We start from the raw sequence: 18,327 nt of genomic DNA on the forward strand, positions 1-18,327 counted from the left end.
TCCGGGGCGGCGGGGGTCGCCCGTTCGGCTAGGGCGCGGCCGCACCTCCGTCAAGGCGCGATAGCCGCCTTGGACGTGGCCGAGCGCGCGCGGAGCGGCTATATCGAACCGCAATGCTCGATCGATTTTTCTTTCCGCTGATGGCCTTGGCCGCAGCGATGGTCATCGCCCTGGCCCTGGTCTGGCCCCAGGGCATCGGCGCCCGCTCGCCCGGCCCCTTTGGTCACACGCCCATCCAGCAGACGCCGGAGATGCAGGCGGCCATGAAGCGGCAGACCGAGGCCTCGCAGAAGCGGATCAATCAGGCCCGCGAGACCATGCGCGGCCTGCAGGCTGAAGCCGTCGCGGCCCAGCCATGAGGCCCGATTTCGACGCCGTGGCCGTGGGCCGCCGGGTGCTGGCAGCCGAATCCGCCGCCCTGAGCCTGCAGGCCGAGGGCCTGGATCAGGCGTTCGCTCAGGCAGTGGATATCCTGTTCGCCGCCAAGGGGCGGATCGCCTGCACCGGTATCGGCAAGTCCGGCCATGTGGCGCGCAAGATCGCCGCCACCTTCGCCTCCACAGGATCGGCCGCCTTCTTCGTGCACGCCTCTGAGGCCAGCCACGGGGACCTGGGCATGATCGGCCAGGAGGACGCTGTCCTGGCGCTCTCCAAATCGGGCGAGGTGCGCGAGCTGTCCGACATCCTGGCCTACGCCAAGCGCTTCCGGATCCCGCTGATCGCCCTGACGGCCGCCCCGGGCAGCGCGCTCGGCCAGGCCGCCGACGTGGTGCTTCGCCTGGCCGATGCGCCAGAAGCCACCGCCGAGGTCAGCGCGCCGACCACCTCGACCACCCTGCAGATCGCCCTCGGTGACGCGCTGGCCGTGGCGCTGCTGGAGCGCCGGGGCTTCACGGCCAAGGACTTCAAGACCTTCCATCCCGGCGGCAAGCTGGGCGCCATGCTGCGCACGGTCGGCGACCTGATGCACGGGGCCGGCGAGCTGCCCCTGGTGGCCCACGACACCCCGATGCCCGAGGCCCTGCTGGTGATGACCGAGAAGCGGTGGGGCATTGTGGGCGTCACCGATGAGGCGGGCCGGCTGGTGGGCGCGATCACCGACGGCGACCTGCGCCGCCATATCGAGGGCCTGCTCGGCCAGACCGCGGGCCAGGTGATGACGCCTGGACCGAAGAAAACCGCGCCGCCGGCCATGATGGCCTCGGAGGCGCTGGCCCTGATGACCGATCCCGCGCCGTCCGTGACCGTACTCTTCGTTGTGGAGAACGACCGTCCGGTGGGCATATTGCACGTGCATGACCTGCTTCGGGCAGGTGTGATGTAGCAACCGTCGTGAACGCCCCTTAGGGAGTTCGCGTTAAGCTGGCCCGAGGGCCTGTCGTGTACTGAGCTGTCGACCACCCACCTGCGGAGTCCAGATGCTTCTCGCCCCCAGCGCCGATCTCGTCCCCAATACGCTCGCCTATGAGAACCAGCCGCTGGTGAAGGCCACGGGCTTCCGGGAATATGATGCGCGGTGGCTGTTCGGGCCAGACATCAACCTGCTCGGCGTCGAGGCGCTGGGCATGGGGCTGGGCACCCTGATCCAGCAGATGGGCCAGACCAAGATCGTCGTCGGCCACGACTTCCGGTCCTATTCGCTCTCGATCAAGCAGGCCCTGACGCTCGGCCTCATCCAGGCGGGCTGCGAAGTGCTGGATATCGGCCTGGCCCTGTCGCCCATCGCCTATTTCGCCCAGTTCGACCTCGACGCGCCCTGCGTGGCCATGGTCACCGCCAGCCACAATGAGAACGGCTGGACGGGGGTGAAGATGGGCGCCCAGCGGCCCCTGACCTTCGGCCCCGACGAGATGGGCCGGCTCAAGGACATCGTGCTCGGCGGCGCCTGGGAGCTTAAGCCCGGCGGAAGCCTCACCCATGTGGCCGGCGTCGCCGAGCGCTACGTCGCCGACGTGGCGGCCGGGGTCAGCCTGAAGCGGCCGCTTAAGGTGGTCTGCGCCTGTGGCAACGGCACGGCCGGCGCCTTCGCCGCCGAGGCCCTGCGCAAGATGGGCGTGGCTGTGGTCTATGAGATGGACTGCGATCTGGACTGGACCTTCCCGCGCTACAATCCGAACCCAGAAGACCAGGAAATGCTCCACGAGATGGCTGCGGCCGTGCGCCAGTATGGCGCCGACTGCGCGCTCGGCTTCGACGGCGACGGCGACCGCTGCGGGGTGGTGGACGACGAGGGCGAGGAGATCTTCGCCGACAAGATCGGCCTGATGCTGGCCCGGGACCTGTCGGTCCTGCACAAGGACGCCACCTTCGTGGTCGATGTGAAGTCGACCGGCCTCTACGCCACCGACGAGGTTCTGGCCGCCAACGGCGCCAAGACCGTCTACTGGAAGACCGGCCATTCCTACATCAAGCGCAAGACCGCCGAGCTGAAGGCCCTGGCCGGGTTCGAGAAGAGCGGCCACTTCTTCTTCAACGACCCTATCGGCCGGGGCTATGACGACGGCTTGGTGGCCGCCGCCGCCATCCTGGCCATGCTGGACCGCAACCCGGACAAGAAGCTGTCGGACCTGAAGAAGGCCCTGCCGGTCGCCTACACCTCCTTGACCATGTCCCCCCACTGCCCGGACGAGGAAAAGTACGGCGTGGTCGAAAAGATCGTCGCCGAGTACGAGGCCCTGCGGGCCGAGGGCGGTACGATCCTGGGTCGGAAGATCGCCGATCTGATCACCGTCAACGGCGTCCGCGTGGCCCTGGAGGACGGCTCCTGGGTGCTGGTGCGGGCCTCGTCCAACAAGCCCGAGATCGTTGTGGTGGTGGAAAGCACCAGCTCGGCCGACGACATGCGCGCCCTGTTCCACAAGGAAGTGAAGCCCCGGCTGGGCAAGCATCCGCAGGTGGGCGGCTACAACCAGGAAATCTAGCCGCCTCAGGCCGGTCTGGCGGGGCCAGCCTGGTTTCGGCTAGATCACCGCGTGGACAGGCCCCCTCGCGGCGGCCTGAGCGATTCCAGACCTAGGACCAGCGCATGCAAGTGGCGATGATCGGGACAGGCTATGTGGGCCTGGTGAGCGGGGCGTGCTTCGCCGACTTCGGTCATGAGGTGACCTGCATCGACAAGGATGCGGCCAAGATCGAGCGCCTGCGGGAGGGCGGCATCCCGATCTTCGAGCCCGGCCTTGAGGGGCTGGTGGCGCGCAATGTGGCGGCCGGCCGGCTGTTCTTCGAGACGGAAGCCGCCGCGGCGGTGGCCAAGGCCGATGCGGTGTTCATCGCCGTAGGCACGCCCTCGCGCCGGGGCGACGGCCATGCGGACCTGTCCTACGTCTATGCCGCAGCCGAAGAGATCGCTGACCTCATGGACGGCTTCACCGTGGTGGTGACCAAGTCCACCGTGCCGGTGGGCACGGGCGATGAGATCGAGAGGATCATCCGCGCCAAGCGCCCCGACGCCCAGTTCGCCGTGGTGTCCAACCCGGAGTTCCTGCGGGAAGGCGCGGCCATCGAGGACTTCAAGCGCCCCGACCGGGTGGTGGTGGGTCTGGAGGATGAGCGGGCGCGGCCTGTGATGAGCGAGCTTTACCGGCCGCTGTTCCTCAACGAGACGCCGATCGTCTTCACGGGCCGGCGGACCAGCGAGCTGATCAAGTATGCGGCCAACGCCTTCCTGGCCGTGAAGATCACCTTCATCAACGAGATGGCCGACCTGTGCGAGGCCGTCGGCGCCGACGTGCAGCAGGTGGCCAAGGGGATCGGCCTGGACAACCGCATCGGCGGCAAGTTCCTCAACGCCGGGCCGGGCTATGGGGGCTCCTGCTTCCCGAAGGACACGCTGGCCCTGGTGCGTACCGCCACCGACTTCGGCGCGCCGGTGCAGCTGATCGAGACCACGGTGCGGGTCAATGACCAGCGCAAGAAGGCCATGGCCGACAAGGTGGTCCAGGCCATGGGCGGGGATGTGAAGGGCAAGCGGATCGGGGTGCTGGGCCTGACCTTCAAGCCCAATACCGACGACATGCGCGATGCGCCGAGCCTGGACATCATCCCGACCCTGCAGGCGCTCGGGGCCACGATCACGGCCTACGACCCCGAGGGCGAGCGCGAGGCGCGCCATCTGCTGAAGGATGTGGACTTCGCGGCCGAGCCCTATGCCGTCGCCAAGGACGCCGAGGCGGTGGTGATCATCACCGAATGGGATCAGTTCCGGGCGCTGGATCTCGACCGCCTGAAGGCGGCGATGAAGACCCCGGTCCTGGTCGATCTGCGCAATATCTACCGGCCTGACGACGTGCGTCGCCAGGGGTTCGACTATGTGAGCATCGGGCGGGCCTGAGGCGACGCCCAGAGCCGGGCTCTAGCCTAGCGGCATCAGGCTGAGCAGGTGTTGCACGATCCAGGCGGCGCCGGCCCAGAAGGCCAGGCTGAGGACGGCTACAAAGGCAAGACAGGCGATCGAGGCGGGGCCCCGATTGACATTCCCCTGCCCGCGACCCGCCATGGCGGTGTTGCGAGACATGCGTTTCTCCCAGTCGATCTTGTGTCATCGCGCCGGTCGAGCGGTGCGAACATTACGAGACTGACACAATAGCTGGGCCGTGGATAGGGTTTCCGAAAACCTGCGGGAAGTCGTTCAAATCCCTGTCAGGCCGCGGCCTGGCGCACCACGCCGGCGAGCTCGTGAACGATCTCGAAGATCAGTTTTTCGTCGTCGCCTTCGGCCATGATTCGAATCAGCGGCTCTGTGCCGGACGCCCGGACCAGAAGCCGCCCCGAGCCGTTGAGTCGCTGCTCGGCCTGGGCGATGGCGCCCTTGACGCTTTCGCTGTCGAGCGGGCGGCCGCCGCCGCCGAAGCGGACGTTTTCCAGAAGCTGGGGCACGGGCTCGAACTGCCGGGCGAGCGCGCTCATGGGCTTGTCGGCCTGCTTGAGCACCGCCAGCACCTGCAGGGCGGCCAGGAGGCCGTCGCCGGTGGTGGAGAAGTCCGACAGAATCACATGGCCGGACTGTTCCCCGCCCAGGTTGAAACCGCCCTCGCGCATCCGCTTCATCACCGCGCGGTCGCCCACGGCGGTCCGCTCCAGGATCAGGCCGCGCTCGCTGAGGAACCGCTCGAGACCGAGGTTCGACATGACGGTGGCCACCACGCCCCCACCGGTCAGCTGGTCCCGGGCGGCCCAATGGCCGGCGATCAGGGCCATGATCTGGTCGCCATCGACCACATGGCCGGTCTCGTCGCAGATCACCAGGCGGTCGGCGTCGCCGTCGAGCGCAATGCCGATGTCGGCGCGGTATTCCCGCACCATCTTGGCCATGGCCTCGGGATGGGTGGAGCCGCAGTCATTGTTGATGTTGAAGCCGTTGGGCTCGACGCCCAGACGGATCACCTCGGCGCCGAGCTCATACAGGGCGGTGGGGGCGACCTTGTAGGCCGCGCCATTGGCGCAATCGATGACGATGCGCAGGCCGTTCAGGCTGAGCCGGCGGGGGAAGGCGGCCTTGGCGATCTCCACATAGCGGGCCTGGGAATCATCGATGCGCGCCACCCGGCCCAGGGCGTCGGGCGCGGCCAGACGTTCCTGAAGCCCCTCGTCCATCAGGGCCTCGATCTCCAGCTCCCGGGCGTCGGAGAGCTTGTAGCCATCGGGGCCGAACAGCTTGATGCCATTGTCGGAATAGGCGTTGTGCGAGGCGCTGATCATCACGCCGAGGTCGGCGCGCATCGAGCGGGTCATCATGGCCACCCCGGGCGTCGGCATGGGCCCCAGCAGGCGGACATCCATGCCGACGCTGGTGAATCCCGCCACCAGGGCCGGCTCGATCATATAGCCCGACAGGCGGGTGTCCTTGCCGATCACCACCAGATGGCGCCGGGCGTCCTGGGACATGAACACCTTGCCAGCCGCCATGCCGACCCGCAGGGCGACCTCGGCGGTCATAGGGTGGCGGTTAGCCTCCCCCCGGATGCCGTCGGTTCCAAAATAGGCGCGGTTGGTCATGGTCGGACTCGCGAAACGATCGGAAACCCAGATTTAGTCGACGCCGCGTTTGCGAATGCTAAAGGCGGCGCGGGGCGAGAGATTAGGCGCGTCGGAGGCATCCGGCAAAACGGTGAGGTAAGGCCATGTGCGGCATCATAGGCATCGTCGGCAAGAGCGACGTCCAGAACCGGCTGGTGGAGAGCCTGCTGCGCCTGGAGTACCGCGGCTATGACTCCGCCGGCGTGGCGGGCGTGACCGCCCCTGGTCACGTGGAGCGCCGCCGGGCGCAGGGCAAGATCCGCGCCCTGCAGGACGTCCTGGCGGCCCAGCCGCTGGTGGCCAAGGTCGGCATCGGCCACACCCGCTGGGCGACCCACGGGGCGCCGTCCGAGCGCAACGCCCACCCGCACACCGCCGGCCGCGTCACCCTGGTCCACAACGGGATCATCGAGAACTTCGCCGAGCTGCGCCGGGAGCTGGAAGCTCACGGCCGGGTGTTTTCCAGCGACACCGACACTGAGGTGATCGCCCAACTGATGGACGCCCAGCTGGATACTGGCCTGTCGCCGCTCCTGGCTCTGAAGGCGACCCTGGACCGGCTGACCGGCGCCTTCGCCCTGGCCGTCCTGGTGGCCGGCGAGGACGAGGCCATCCTGGGCGCCCGGCGGGGCAGCCCCCTGGTGGTGGGCTATGGCGAGGGCGAGATGTTCCTGGGCTCCGACGCCCTGGCTGTGGGCCCGTTCACCAACAGGGTCGCCTACCTGGAAGAGGGCGACTTCGTCCGCATCGACCATGGCAAGGCCGAGATCTTCGACGCCGCCGGCGAAAGCGTGGTCAGGGAGGTTAAGCAGCTGGCCCGCGCCGCGGCCCTGGTGGAGCGGGGCAACTACCGCCACTTCATGGAGAAGGAGATCCACGACCAGCCCGAGGGGTGCCAGCGCACCATCGCGGCCTATGTGGACACCCTGACCAGCCAGGCGGCCATCCCCGGCGCCGTGGATTTCGCCAGCCTGGAGCGCATCCAGATCGTCGCCTGCGGCACCTCCTATATCGCCGGCATGATCGGCCGCTATTTGATCGAGCAGCTGGCCGACCTGCCGGTGGACGTCGAGATCGCCTCGGAGTTCCGCTACCGACAGCCGGCCCTGCGGCCCGGCGCCCTGGTCATCGCCATGTCGCAGTCCGGCGAGACCGCCGACACCCTGGCGGCCCTTCGCTACTGCAAGGCGCGCGGCATGCGCAGCGCCGCGATCGTCAACGCTACGGAATCCACCATCGCCCGTGAGGTCGACGTGGTCTGGCCGATCCACTGCGGACCCGAGATCGGTGTCGCCTCGACCAAGGCCTTTACCGCCCAGGTGAGCGTGCTGATCGCCCTGGCCATCGCCGCGGCCAAGGCCCGGAACAGGATCGACGGCGCGGAGGAGGCCCGGCTGGTCAAGGTGTTGCTGGGCGCACCGCGTCTGATGGCCGAGGCCATCGGCCTGGAGGACGCCATCAGCGCCATCGCAGCCGAGATCGCCAAGGCCAAGGACGTGCTCTATCTGGGCCGCGGGCCGATGTCGGCGCTGGCCCTGGAAGGCGCGCTGAAGCTCAAGGAAATCAGCTATATCCACGCCGAGGGCTATGCCGCCGGCGAGCTCAAGCACGGGCCGATCGCCCTTGTGGACGACCAGACCCCGATCATCATCCTGGCGCCCTATGACGCCTGGTTTGAGAAGTCGGCCTCGAACATGAGCGAGGTCATGGCCCGGGGCGGCCAGGTGGTGTTCATCACCGACACCGAAGGCGCCAAGCACGCGCCGGCCGGCGCCAAGGTGGTGGTCACCGCGCCGTCCTCGGACCCTCTGGTCTCGACCCTGGTGATGTCGGCGCCGATCCAGCTGCTGGCCTACCACGTAGCCGTACAGAAGGGCGCCGACGTGGATCAGCCACGCAATCTGGCCAAGTCCGTCACCGTGGAGTGAGGCCGCCCGGCCCTTAGGGCGCGGGCGGGGTCTCGGTGGCCGGCGACGTAGCCGCCGGATCCATGGCGGCGGGATCATTGACCGGCGGCGGCGTCATCCCATCGGCGGGCATGGCCGGGTCGGCCATGGCCGGACCGGTGGGCGCCATCGGATCGGCCGGGGTCATCGCGCCCATGGCGCCGGTTTCGGCGGGCATGGGTTCGGTGGTCTCGACCTCGTTGTCGCCACAGGCGGCGAGGGTGACGGCGGCGAGCGCGCCGATCGACAGGGTGGTCAGGTTGCGCCTTTTCACGAGTTTGGCTCCCGTCTGGATGAATTCCCGAAATTCTCGAACGTCGAGCCCGCGGCCGGCGTTCCCGCTTTCGTGATCAGTCCCCGGGCCGGGCGCCCAGAACCGGCGGCGTTCATCTGATGGTGGTGGATTTCCCGTAAGGCCTCGTCTAGCGGTTTTGCGGCTCGATGGAGGACGGACATGAACAGGCGCGTTCGCAAGGCGGTGCTGCCGGTGGCGGGACTGGGGACGCGGGTTCTGCCCGGCGCCAAGACCACTCCGAAGAACATGCTCAATGTCTTCGACCGCCCCATCCTGTCCTATGTGATCGAAGAGGGCCGCGCGGCCGGCATCGAGCACTTCGTCTTCATCGTCGGTCGCGGCCAGGGCGCCATCGAGGACTATTTCGACGCCGCGCCAGAAATCGAGAACGCCCTGGAGGCCAAGGGCAAGGCCGACATCCTGGCCGAGGTGCGCCGGGACCTGCCCAAGCCCGGCCAGATGAGCTTCGTGCGCCAGATGGCGCCCCTGGGGCTTGGCCATGCGGTCTGGTGCGCCCGGGACATCATCGGCGATGAGCCCTTCGCCGTCATGCTGCCGGACATGCTGATGGCCGCCGAACCCGCAGCCCTGGCCCAGGCGGTCAGCGCCCATGACCAGGTGGGCGGGAACATCATCGTCGTCGAGCCGGCGCCGGAGGGCGAGGCCCACAAGTACGGCATTGTCGATCTGGAGAGCCAGACGGGCCGCCTGAACCGCATGCGTGGCATGGTCGAGAAGCCGGCGCCCGGGACCGAGCCGTCCAACCTGTTCATCAGCGGCCGCTATGTCCTGCAGCCCGAGATCTTCCCCTTGCTGGAAAAGCAGGGAAAGGGGGCCGGCGGCGAGATCCAGCTGACCGACGCCATGGCCGAGCTGATGAAGGTCCAGCCCTTTCACGCCCTGGAATATGAGGGCGTGACCTATGACTGCGGCGACAAGATCGGCCTGCTGCGGGCCAATGTGGCCTTTGCCCTGCGCCATCCGAGCCTGGGCGCCGATGCGCGCGCAGCGATCAGCGGCCTGCTCTGAAGCCCAGGAAACCCGCCGGTCCTCCAGGCATTCCCTCGCTCAGCGCTTTCACAACGCCCCGCCGTTTGTTAGCCCTGGCGAAGGTGAAACCCTGCACGGATCGGAGCGGCGATGCGCGTACTCATTCTCGGCGGAGATGGCTTCTGCGGGTGGCCGACGGCCCTCCACCTCTCCGCCCGCGGCCACGAGGTGGCCATCGTCGACAATCTGTCCCGGCGTCGGATCGACGGTGAGTTGGGGGTTCAGTCCCTCACGCCGGTCCAGGACATCCACGGGCGGATCGCCGCCTGGAAAGAGGTGTCCGGCCACGAGATCGGCTTTCACGACATTACCGTGGGCAAGGACTATGACGCCCTGCTCGACCTGCTGAAGACGTGGCGGCCGGACTCCATCGTCCACTTCGCCGAACAGCGGGCCGCGCCCTATTCGATGAAGTCGGCCAAGCACAAGCGCTACACGGTCGACAATAATCTCAACGCCACCAACGACGTCCTCGCGGCCATCGTCGATTCGGGTCTCGACATCCATCTGGCGCATCTCGGCACCATGGGCGTCTATGGCTACGGCACGGCCGGCGCGGCCATCCCCGAGGGCTATCTGACGGTCAAGATCGAGACGCCGGATGGCTGGGTCGAGCGGGAGATCCTCTACCCGGCCAATCCGGGATCGATCTATCACATGACCAAGACGCAGGACGCCCTGCTGTTCCAGTTCTACGCCAAGAACGACCACCTGCGGATCACCGACCTGCACCAGGGCATCGTCTGGGGCACCCAGACCGAAGAGACCCGCAAGGACGAGCGGCTGATCAACCGGTTCGACTATGACGGGGACTACGGCACGGTGCTGAACCGGTTCCTGATGCAGTCGGCGGTGGGCTATCCGCTGACCGTGCACGGGGCCGGCGGGCAGACCCGCGCCTTCATCCACATCCAGGACACGGTGCGCTGTGTCGAGCTGGCCCTGGCCCATCCGCCGGAGCGCGGCGAGCGGGTCAAGGTCATGAACCAGATGACTGAGACCTGGCGGGTGCGGGATCTGGCCCAGATGATCGCCCGCCTCACCGACGCCGAGGTCACCCACCTGCCCAATCCCCGAGCCGAGGCCGACGAAAACGACCTGGTGGTCGAGAACAAATGCCTGCTGGACTATGGGCTGAACCCGATCCGGCTGGAGGACGGCCTGTTGATGGAGGTCGCCGAGATCGCCCGGGCCTATGCTGACCGCGCCGACCTGAGCAAGATCCCCTGCGTGTCCCACTGGAACGCCGAGCGGGCGGCTGCGGCCACTGCGCCGGGCAAGGCGGTGGCGGCCGAGTAGGGAAAGGGCCGTGCGGCTCTTCACCTTTGGCTACGGGTTTTCGGCCGCAGCCCTTGGGGCGCGGCTGAAGGGCGAGGGCTGGAGTCTGGCCGCCTCCTACCGACGCTCTGAGGACAGCGCGCGGCTATCGGCCCTGGGGGTTGAGCCGGTGTCAATCCATGACCAGGAGGGTCTGGCCGCGCAGCTGAAGGCGGCCGATGCGGTGCTGGTGACCGCCGCCCCCGATGCAGAGGGCTGTCCTGGCCTGCGGACCCTGGTCCCGTGCATGGCTCGGGGCGGGGCCTTTCCCGACTGGCTGGGCTATCTCTCCACCACCGGCGTCTATGGGGACCGGCAAGGGGGTTGGGCGTTTGAGTCCAGTCGCCTGGCCGCCCAGTCGATGGAGGGGGCGCGCCGGGTCGCCGCCGAGCGGGACTGGCTGGACGTGGGCAAGGGCATGGGCCTGACCACCACCATCTTCCGCCTGCCGGGCATCTATGGGCCAGGCCGCTCGACCTTTGATCGGCTGCGCTCTGGCCGGGCCAAGCGGATCACCGCGCCGGGCCAGGTCTTTTCCCGCATCCATGTGGACGACCTGGCTGCAGGGCTGGCCGCCTCCATCGCCCGGCCCCGGGCCGGCGGGATCTATAATCTGTGCGATGACGCGCCGGCCCCCAACAGCGAGGTGGTGGCCTATGCCGCGGGCCTGCTTGGCCTGCCTGTTCCGCCGGAAATCCCGGTGGAAGACGCCAATCTGGCCGGACCGGCGCAGCGCTTCTATGCCGAGAGCAAGCGGGTCTCCAACGCGCGCGCCAAGGCCGAGCTCGGCTGGCGTCCGGCCTATCCGACCTATCGCGAGGGCCTGGCGGCCATTCTTCAGGCGGGCGGCTGACCCAGCTCCCCGACCGCCGCGATCAGGCGGGCGAGATCCTCGGGTCGCGACAGGCGGTGATCCCCGTCCTTGATCAGCTGGAACACCACATCGGGGCTGTTGATCGCCTGGGCGAGTTCCAGGGCGTGGCGCCAGGGGACATCAGCGTCCTCGCCGCCCTGCAGGATACGCACCGGGGCGGTGATGGGCACGGGTCCCGGCAGGATCGACCAGTGGTCGCCGTCCTCCAGCAGGGTGCGGGTGATCGGATAGGGCTCCCCATAGTCGGACGGGCGCATCCAGATGCCGGTCTCGTCCAGGGACCGGCGGGCGGCGGCGTCAATTTCCGGCCCCATCAGCTTTTCGGTGAAGTCCGGCGCCGGCGCGACCAGGACCAGCCCCCGCACCTGCTCTGGCCGCACCATGGCCGCCAGACAGGCGATCCAGCCGCCCATGGAAGATCCGACCGGAACGACCGGGCCCGGCGCCAGCTCGTCGAGAACGGCGAGCGCATCCTCCCGCCAGCGGGTGATCGTGCCCTGGGCGAAATCGCCCTCGGAGTCCCCATGGCCGAAATAGTCGAAGCGCACATAGGCCTGGCCCGTCTCCAACGCCCAGTCGGCCAGGGCCTGGGCCTTGGTTCCGGCCATATCGGAGCGAAAGCCGCCCATCCAGACGACGGCCGGCCCGCGGCCGGCGATCCGCCGCCAGGCCAGCGACGTCCCGTCGGGGCGGCGCAGATATCCCGTTTCTTCATGCATGGAGCCTTATAGCCGGCTCCCCGGCCCCATCCCAGGTCGTGCGGGGTTTACCGAAGCGTGTTCTGCGGTATGCAAGGCGCCGTGACATTGCCCCCGGACTTTACGCTTCTGCAGGTCGTGCCCGAACTGGACACAGGCGGGGCCGAGCAGACCACGATCGACATCGCCCATGCGGTGGTGCGCAGCGGCGGCAAGGCCCTGGTGGCCACCCGCGGCGGACGGATGGCCGCGCGCCTTGAGTCCGACGGCGGACGACTGGCCCAGATGCCGGTCCAGACCAAGAACCCTCTGGTGATGCTGGGCAACGCCGCCCGCCTGGTGGATCTGATCCGCCGCGAGAAGGTCAGCCTGGTCCATGCCCGCTCCCGGGCCCCGGCCTTCTCGGCCCTGTGGGCGGCCCAGGTCACCGGGACGCCATTCGTCGCCACCTATCACGGGGTCTACAACGCCCGCAGCCGCCTGAAGCGGTGGTACAATGCGGTGATGACCCGTGGAGACCTGGTGATCGCCAATTCCGACTTCACCCGCGACCATGTGCTGCGCGAGCACAGCCTGGACGCCGACCGTATCGTCTCCATCCCCCGGGGCGTCGACCTGGAGCGGTTCAATCCCAACTGGGTGGCGCCCGAGCGGATCGCGGCCTTGCGGCAGGCCTGGAACGTCCCGGCCGATCCCACGGTCACCACCTTCCTGCTGGCCGCCCGCCTGACGCGGATCAAGGGGCATGGCACGCTCATCGCCGCCGCCGCCCGGCTGAAGGCTGCGGGACGTGGCGCCTTCCGGATCCTGCTGGTCGGCGATGACCAGGGCCGCAGCGCCTATCGGGCCGAGCTGGCCGCCCAGATCGCCGCCGAGGGGCTTGAGGATCGGGTCTTCATGGTCGGACATTGCGACGACATGCCGGCGGCCTATCTGCTGGCAGACGTGGCCCTCCTGCCGTCCATCGTCCCGGAGTCCTTTGGCCGCACCGCGGTCGAGCCCCAGGTGATGGGCCGACCGGTGGTGGCCTCGCAACTGGGCGGCATGACCGAGACCGTGATCCAGGGCGAGACCGGCTGGCTGGCGGCGCCGGGGGATGTGGACGCGTGGACCCAGGCGCTCGGCCGGGCGATGGAGGTGGGTCCCGCCCGCCTGGCCGAAATGGGCCGGACAGCGGCCAACCGGTCCCGCCGGCTCTATTCGGTCGACGCCATGTGCGCGGCCACCCTTGAGGCTTACGAACGGGTCCTGGAGGCGAGGAGCTGATGGCGCCCCCCCGCGAGATCAAGAAGATCCTGGTGATCAAGCTGTCGGCCATGGGGGATTTCATCCTCGCCCTGGCCGCGGCCAAGCAGATCCGTCAGGCCCACCCCAAGGCGCGGATCACGCTGCTGACCACCCCGCCCTTCGAGGGGCTGGCCAAGCTGTGTCCCTATTTCAACACGGTCGAGACGGACGGGCGACCGGAGGGCGTCAGCGACTGGCTGGCTCTGGTCGGGCGTCTGCGCAAGGCCAAGTATGACCGGGTCTATGACCTGCAGACCTCGTCGCGGTCGAACCTGATCTTCCATGGCTTGCGCCCTTTCCCGCCGGAGTGGTCGGGGGTGGCGGCCGGCTGCGCCCTGCCCCACCGCAATTCCCGCCGGGACAAGATGCACACCCTGGAGCGCCATGCGGACCAGTTGAAGGACGCCGGCATCTGGCCCAACGCGCCCACCGAGCCTGGCACGGCGCCTGGGCCAGACGTGGCTTGGATCCTGCGCAAGGCCGAGGCGCCCCGGCCGGTGGCCGGCGGGATCGAGGCAAGGCCCTATGTGCTTATGGCGCCGGGGGGATCAGCTCACCGGCCCGAGAAGCGCTGGCCGGTGGAGCACTACAGTGAGCTTGCCCGCATTCTCTATGCCGCCGGCTTCGACATCGTGGTGATTGGCGGCCCTCAGGAAAGCGCCATGGCCCGCACCATCCAGCGCAGCGTCGGCAAGGCCCGCGACCTGACCGGGCGCACGGACCTCGCCCGAATCGCCATGCTGGGCGCCCGCGCCGCCCTGGTGGTCGGCAATGACACCGGCCCGGTGCATCTGGCGGCTGCGGCCGGTCCGCCGACCATCGTGCTGTTTTCCAAGGCCTCGGACCCGATCTTGTCCGCCCCCCGGGGCCATGTGGCCGTCCTGCAGGCCGACAATCTGGCCCAGATGCCGGTGGCCCAGGTGCTGCAGGCGGCCCGGGCGCTCACCCGGTTTCCCGACGGGTCGAATGCTTGATCGCCTACGGGCGCTTCGTCATATAGTCTAGGGACCGGCCGGCGCGTCTGCGCGCCTGCGACATTCATTGAAACAGACTCAGGAGCTTTGCCTATTCGCCGCCCCATGCAGGCGCCGCCCCAGAAGGAAGGGCCGCGCATCAACGAGGACATCCGCGTTCCGCGCGTCCTGCTGATCGATCAGCAGGGCGAGAAGCAGGGCGTCATGCCCACGTCGTCGGCTCTGGAAGCCGCCGCGGAAGCCGGCCTCGATCTGGTCGAGATCGTGCCCAACGCGGATCCGCCCGTTTGCAAGATCCTGGACTATGGCAAGTTCAAGTTCCAGGAACAGAAGAAGAAGAACGAGGCGCGCAAGCGGCAGAAGGTGGTGGAGATCAAGGAGATCAAGCTCCGCCCCAACATCGACACCCACGACTACGAGGTGAAGTCCCGCTCGATGCACCGCTTCTTCGAAGAGGGCGACAAGGTGAAGGTCACCCTGCGCTTCCGCGGTCGCGAGCTGGCGCACCCGGAACTCGGCATGAAGCTTCTGCAGAAGGTCAAGGCTGACTTCGAAGAGGTCGCCAAGGTCGAGTATGAGCCCCGCATGGAGGGCCGCCAGATGATCATGATCCTGGCGCCCCGCTAAGCTCGGTCACCGACGCAAGACAGGAGGGGCCGGCGGCGACGCCGGCCCTTTTTTGACGCCCGCGCCAGGAGCGCAGAGCCGGACTGACGCGGGGCTCAGAAATTCTGGTTATGAGGGGTCTTGCCGGACTCCCGGGTGACGCCTAACACCGCCTCATGTCGAACCCAGCGCCGGGCGCGGCGACTCCGTCCCCTATGGCTGCGCCGTCGCTGATCGCCGTTATCTTCATCAATATGCTCGGCTTCGGGATCATTGTTCCGTTGCTGCCCTTCTACGCCAAGTCGTTCGACGCGCCGGCCTGGCAGATCGCGCTGATCTTCTCGGCCTATTCGGCCGGCGCCTTCTTCGGCGAGCCCTTCTGGGGCCGGCTGTCGGACCGCTATGGCCGCAAGCCGATCCTGATCAGCACCATCGCCGGCAACTGCCTCTGCTATCTGGCGCTGGCCTTCGCCCCCAATGTGTGGATCGCCCTGCTGGTGCGCTTCCTGGGGGGCCTGGCCAGTGGAAACGGCTCGGTGATTCAGGGCTACATCGCCGACGTCACACCCCCGGAAAAGCGTGCGCGCCGCATGTCGCACATGGGCGCGGCCTGGAATGTCGGCCTGATCGTCGGCCCGTCCGTGGGCGGCATCTTTGCCCATCCCGAGGCCGGCCCGCTGGGCTTCCGCCTGCCGCTGCTGATCGCCTCGGGCCTGGCGGCGGCCTCGGCCCTGTCCATCCTGGTGTTTATCCGTGAGAGCCGCGCCCGCCAGGAGGTGTTCGAGCACCAGCCGAGCCGCTGGTCGGCCATCGGCGAGGCGGTGCGTCATCCGGTGGTCGGACGGCTTATGCTGCTGACCTTCATGGTGGGCTTCGCCTTCACGGGCGTTGAGTCCATCTTCGGCCTCTGGACCCAGGCCAGGTTCGACTGGGGTCCGCGGGAAATCGGCGTCTGTTTCGCCTTTGTGGGCGTGTGCGCGGCGACAACCCAGATGTTCATCACCGGCCGTCTGTCCGAGCGGTATGGCGAGGGGCCGATGCTGGCCGTCGGCATGGCGCTCACCCTGGTCAGCGCGCTGGCCCAGCCCTTCGCCCCCAACGGCGCGGTGGTCATCGCCCTGATGTGCACCATGGCGGTGGGCCAGTCGGTGGCCTTCCCCAATGTCAGCGCGCTGATCTCCCGCACCGCCGACCCGCACCGGACCGGCCAGATCCTGGGCCTCAACAACGCCATGGGCGCCCTGGCGCGGGTGGTTGGTCCCTTCTGCGCGGGTCTGGCCTTCGCCGGCATCTCGATCAGCGGCCCGTTCTTCATCGCCGCCCTGATGCTGGCGCCGGCCATATGGCTGGCCCTGGCCGCCAGTCGGCGGGCGCCGGCCCTGGAGGCCCAGGTCGAGACGGCGGCCGAAGTCGAGGCCAAACGGCCGTGACAGCCGAGGCGCCCAGGGAGGATCCACGGGCGCTGATCGTCCTTCTGTCGGTCATCTTTCTGAACATGGCCGGCTTTGGCCTGGTCATTCCCCTGCTGCCGTTTTTTGGCCAGGCCTTCGACGCCCCGGCCTGGCAGATCACCTTGATGTTCTCGGCCTTCTCGGTGGGCCAGTTCCTGGGCGAGCCCTTCTGGGGGAAGCTGTCGGACAGGATTGGGCGCCGCCCCGTCCTGATCCTCACCACCGCAGGCGGGGCGCTCGCCTATGTGGCCCTGGCGCTGGCGCCCGGCATCTGGACGGCGCTGGCGGTGCGCCTGGTGAGCGGCTTCCTGTCGGGCAATATCTCGACCCTGCAGGGCTATCTGGCCGACATCACCCCGCCGCAGCAGCGCGCCGGCCGCATGGGGATCATGGGCTCGGCCTTCTCCCTGGGCTTCATGGTGGGCCCGGCCCTGGGGGGTCTGCTGGCCCGGCCAGAACTGGGTCCAACGGGTTTCCAGATCCCGCTCTATGTGGCCGCCGCCTTCGGCCTAGCCTCGGCGCTGGGCGTCGTCCTGTTCATGCGCGAGACGATTGTCCCTCAGACCAAGGGGATGGTCCGCCCCCCCGCTCCGCCCAGGGGGGTTGTCCTGCGGGAAGCCCTGGCCGATCCGGTCATCCTGCGGGTCTTCCTGATCAGCTTCGTGACCATTTCGGGCTTCGCCGGGATTGAGGCGACCTATGGCCTCTGGACCGAGGCCCGGTTTGGCTGGGGGCCTCGGGAGATCGGCCTGGCCTTCATGCTGGCCGGGATCATCGGCGTGGTGGCGCAAGGTTCGCTGACCGGTCTGCTGGTGCGCCGGTATGGGGAAGGCAGGGTCCTGCTGGCGGGTCTGTGCCTGATGTTCGTGGGCATGGTGACCCAGTTCACCGCCATCGGCTGGCCCATGGCGGTCGTGGGCCTGGCCATCGTGGTCTTCGGGCAGTCGATCACCTTCCCCAACCTCGTGGCCCTGATCTCCATGGCCACGCCGTCCGAACGTCAGGGGGAGGTGCTGGGGCTGAACATGTCCAACAGCGCCCTAGCCCGCATCGGCGGCCCAATCCTGGCGGGGCAGCTCTTCTCGCTGGTGGCCCCGGGCGCGCCCTTCGCCCTGACCGCCATCCTGATCCTGCCGGCCATCTGGCTGTGCCTGCAGATCATGGCCAGGGTCACCGATCGCCGGGCCTGACCGGCGCCGCCCAGAGGGGGCGCGGACTTGCCTTTTGTCCGGGGTTGGCGTAAGCACCCGCCCCTTCGGAGCCGTCTGGCCAACAGGCATGCCAGGACGGCTCATCAATACGCCAGAGGACGGGGCGCCTGGCGCTCCGCAAGTGAAATGCCGAAACTGAAGACGAAGTCAGGCGCCAAAAAGCGCTTCAAACTGACGGCGACGGGCAAGATCAAGGCCGGCGTCGCGGGCAAGCGCCACCGGCTCATCAGCCATAACAGCAAGTACATCCGCCAGAACCGCGGCACCAAGGTCATGAGCGCGGCCGATACCCGCATCATCAAGACCTTCCTGCCCTACGGCCTGTGATCGGGAGCACATAAGATATGGCACGCGTTAAACGCGGTGTGGTCGCCCACGCCCGACACAAAAAAGTTCTCGAGCAGGCCAAGGGTTTCTACGGCCGCCGCAAGAACACCATCCGGACCGCCAAGGCCGCCGTCGACAAGGCCGGCCAGTACGCCTATCGCGACCGCAAGGTGCGCAAGCGTAACTTCCGCTCGCTGTGGATCCAGCGGATCAACGCGGCGGCGCGTCTGGAAGGCATGACCTATTCGACCTTTATCTTCGGCCTCGACAAGGCCG

Annotated in this window: 19 protein-coding genes; 15 read left to right on the top strand and 4 right to left on the bottom strand. The window is 68.1% G+C overall.

Annotation, left to right across the window (positions count from 1 at the left end; translation table 11 throughout):
- Nucleotides 1-113 precede the first annotated feature (113 nt).
- The 4 genes from Q8N19_RS00155 (at nt 114) to Q8N19_RS00170 (ending at nt 4,330) form a co-directional block, all read left to right on the top strand.
- Entirely contained in the window at nt 114-359 is a 246-nt protein-coding gene (locus Q8N19_RS00155) for a hypothetical protein (protein ID WP_305587640.1), read from the top strand.
- Nucleotides 356-1,324 carry an SIS domain-containing protein gene (locus Q8N19_RS00160; protein WP_305587641.1) on the top strand — a complete coding sequence of 323 codons (969 nt, stop codon included), beginning with the start codon at nt 356-358 and terminating at the stop codon, nt 1,322-1,324. The genes Q8N19_RS00155 and Q8N19_RS00160 overlap by 4 nt, the downstream gene beginning before the upstream one ends.
- Before the next feature lie 94 nt (nt 1,325-1,418).
- Complete coding sequence (locus Q8N19_RS00165) at nt 1,419-2,921, top strand: phosphomannomutase/phosphoglucomutase (RefSeq protein ID WP_305587642.1); 1,503 nt, start codon at nt 1,419-1,421, stop codon at nt 2,919-2,921.
- Nucleotides 2,922-3,025: 104 nt separating this feature from the next.
- Nucleotides 3,026-4,330, top strand: coding sequence for a UDP-glucose/GDP-mannose dehydrogenase family protein (locus Q8N19_RS00170; protein ID WP_305587643.1), 1,305 nt, complete (start codon nt 3,026-3,028; stop codon nt 4,328-4,330).
- Nucleotides 4,331-4,351: 21 nt separating this feature from the next.
- Here the strand turns inward: Q8N19_RS00170 and Q8N19_RS00175 are convergent, their stop codons facing one another.
- Nucleotides 4,352-4,513, bottom strand: a complete 162-nt coding sequence (locus Q8N19_RS00175; RefSeq protein ID WP_305587644.1) for a hypothetical protein — start codon at nt 4,511-4,513, stop codon at nt 4,352-4,354.
- Between the two features lie 125 nt (nt 4,514-4,638).
- Complete coding sequence (gene glmM, locus Q8N19_RS00180) at nt 4,639-5,994, bottom strand: phosphoglucosamine mutase (protein WP_305587645.1); 1,356 nt, start codon at nt 5,992-5,994, stop codon at nt 4,639-4,641.
- A 125-nt stretch (nt 5,995-6,119) separates the two neighbouring features.
- On the opposite strand from glmM, the gene glmS reads away from it, so the two are divergent.
- A complete protein-coding gene (gene glmS, locus Q8N19_RS00185; protein ID WP_305587646.1) occupies nt 6,120-7,943 on the top strand; it encodes a glutamine--fructose-6-phosphate transaminase (isomerizing) in 1,824 nt (607 codons plus the stop codon).
- A 13-nt stretch (nt 7,944-7,956) separates the two neighbouring features.
- Here the strand turns inward: glmS and Q8N19_RS00190 are convergent, their stop codons facing one another.
- Entirely contained in the window at nt 7,957-8,235 is a 279-nt protein-coding gene (locus Q8N19_RS00190; protein ID WP_305587647.1) for a hypothetical protein, read from the bottom strand.
- A 180-nt stretch (nt 8,236-8,415) separates the two neighbouring features.
- Between Q8N19_RS00190 and Q8N19_RS00195 the strand changes: the two genes are divergently transcribed.
- The 3 genes from Q8N19_RS00195 (at nt 8,416) to Q8N19_RS00205 (ending at nt 11,476) form a co-directional block, all read left to right on the top strand.
- A complete protein-coding gene (locus Q8N19_RS00195) occupies nt 8,416-9,285 on the top strand; it encodes a UTP--glucose-1-phosphate uridylyltransferase (protein WP_305587648.1) in 870 nt (289 codons plus the stop codon).
- Nucleotides 9,286-9,396: 111 nt separating this feature from the next.
- The gene (locus Q8N19_RS00200; RefSeq protein ID WP_305587649.1) at nt 9,397-10,605 is read left to right on the top strand and encodes an NAD-dependent epimerase/dehydratase family protein; all 1,209 of its coding nucleotides are present in this window, start codon (nt 9,397-9,399) and stop codon (nt 10,603-10,605) included.
- 10 nt (nt 10,606-10,615) lie between these two features.
- Nucleotides 10,616-11,476, top strand: coding sequence for an SDR family oxidoreductase (locus Q8N19_RS00205; RefSeq protein WP_305587650.1), 861 nt, complete (start codon nt 10,616-10,618; stop codon nt 11,474-11,476).
- Here Q8N19_RS00205 and Q8N19_RS00210 read toward each other — a convergent pair.
- Nucleotides 11,461-12,216 carry an alpha/beta fold hydrolase gene (locus tag Q8N19_RS00210; RefSeq protein ID WP_305587651.1) on the bottom strand — a complete coding sequence of 252 codons (756 nt, stop codon included), beginning with the start codon at nt 12,214-12,216 and terminating at the stop codon, nt 11,461-11,463. The two genes, Q8N19_RS00205 and Q8N19_RS00210, sit on opposite strands and share 16 nt — an antisense overlap.
- Nucleotides 12,217-12,297: 81 nt before the next feature.
- Between Q8N19_RS00210 and Q8N19_RS00215 the strand changes: the two genes are divergently transcribed.
- The 7 genes from Q8N19_RS00215 to rplT all read left to right on the top strand — a co-directional run.
- Nucleotides 12,298-13,461, top strand: coding sequence for a glycosyltransferase family 4 protein (locus tag Q8N19_RS00215; protein WP_305587652.1), 1,164 nt, complete (start codon nt 12,298-12,300; stop codon nt 13,459-13,461).
- Complete coding sequence (locus Q8N19_RS00220; RefSeq protein WP_305587653.1) at nt 13,461-14,456, top strand: glycosyltransferase family 9 protein; 996 nt, start codon at nt 13,461-13,463, stop codon at nt 14,454-14,456. The genes Q8N19_RS00215 and Q8N19_RS00220 overlap by 1 nt, the downstream gene beginning before the upstream one ends.
- Before the next feature lie 105 nt (nt 14,457-14,561).
- A complete protein-coding gene (gene infC, locus Q8N19_RS00225; protein WP_304713508.1) occupies nt 14,562-15,083 on the top strand; it encodes a translation initiation factor IF-3 in 522 nt (173 codons plus the stop codon).
- 194 nt (nt 15,084-15,277) lie between these two features.
- Nucleotides 15,278-16,492 (top strand): MFS transporter, encoded by a 1,215-nt coding sequence (locus tag Q8N19_RS00230; RefSeq protein WP_305587654.1) that lies wholly within the window; start codon nt 15,278-15,280, stop codon nt 16,490-16,492.
- Entirely contained in the window at nt 16,489-17,703 is a 1,215-nt protein-coding gene (locus Q8N19_RS00235; RefSeq protein ID WP_305587655.1) for an MFS transporter, read from the top strand. The genes Q8N19_RS00230 and Q8N19_RS00235 overlap by 4 nt, the downstream gene beginning before the upstream one ends.
- 147 nt (nt 17,704-17,850) lie before the next feature.
- Nucleotides 17,851-18,051: a 50S ribosomal protein L35 gene (gene rpmI, locus Q8N19_RS00240; protein ID WP_293321436.1), complete on the top strand. Its 201-nt coding sequence runs from the start codon at nt 17,851-17,853 to the stop codon at nt 18,049-18,051.
- Between the two features lie 17 nt (nt 18,052-18,068).
- The coding region (gene rplT, locus Q8N19_RS00245; protein ID WP_305587656.1) for a 50S ribosomal protein L20 at nt 18,069-18,327 on the top strand (259 nt) is incomplete at its 3' end.

It is taken from the genome of Phenylobacterium sp., from assembly GCF_030693405.1.
Taxonomy (GTDB): Bacteria; Pseudomonadota; Alphaproteobacteria; order Caulobacterales; family Caulobacteraceae; genus Phenylobacterium.

Excerpts from the sequence above, each read along its gene's own strand:
- Q8N19_RS00155 (WP_305587640.1), top strand. The coding sequence starts at position 114 with ATGCTCGATCGATTTTTCTTTCCGCTGATGGCCTTGGCCGCAGCGATG.
- Q8N19_RS00160 (WP_305587641.1), top strand. The coding sequence starts at position 356 with ATGAGGCCCGATTTCGACGCCGTGGCCGTGGGCCGCCGGGTGCTGGCA.
- Q8N19_RS00165 (WP_305587642.1), top strand. The coding sequence starts at position 1,419 with ATGCTTCTCGCCCCCAGCGCCGATCTCGTCCCCAATACGCTCGCCTAT.
- Q8N19_RS00170 (WP_305587643.1), top strand. The coding sequence starts at position 3,026 with ATGCAAGTGGCGATGATCGGGACAGGCTATGTGGGCCTGGTGAGCGGG.
- Q8N19_RS00175 (WP_305587644.1), bottom strand. The coding sequence starts at position 4,513 with ATGTCTCGCAACACCGCCATGGCGGGTCGCGGGCAGGGGAATGTCAAT.
- glmM (WP_305587645.1), bottom strand. The coding sequence starts at position 5,994 with ATGACCAACCGCGCCTATTTTGGAACCGACGGCATCCGGGGGGAGGCT.
- glmS (WP_305587646.1), top strand. The coding sequence starts at position 6,120 with ATGTGCGGCATCATAGGCATCGTCGGCAAGAGCGACGTCCAGAACCGG.
- Q8N19_RS00195 (WP_305587648.1), top strand. The coding sequence starts at position 8,416 with ATGAACAGGCGCGTTCGCAAGGCGGTGCTGCCGGTGGCGGGACTGGGG.
- Q8N19_RS00200 (WP_305587649.1), top strand. The coding sequence starts at position 9,397 with ATGCGCGTACTCATTCTCGGCGGAGATGGCTTCTGCGGGTGGCCGACG.
- Q8N19_RS00210 (WP_305587651.1), bottom strand. The coding sequence starts at position 12,216 with ATGCATGAAGAAACGGGATATCTGCGCCGCCCCGACGGGACGTCGCTG.
- Q8N19_RS00220 (WP_305587653.1), top strand. The coding sequence starts at position 13,461 with ATGGCGCCCCCCCGCGAGATCAAGAAGATCCTGGTGATCAAGCTGTCG.
- infC (WP_304713508.1), top strand. The coding sequence starts at position 14,562 with ATGCAGGCGCCGCCCCAGAAGGAAGGGCCGCGCATCAACGAGGACATC.
- Q8N19_RS00230 (WP_305587654.1), top strand. The coding sequence starts at position 15,278 with ATGGCTGCGCCGTCGCTGATCGCCGTTATCTTCATCAATATGCTCGGC.
- rpmI (WP_293321436.1), top strand. The coding sequence starts at position 17,851 with ATGCCGAAACTGAAGACGAAGTCAGGCGCCAAAAAGCGCTTCAAACTG.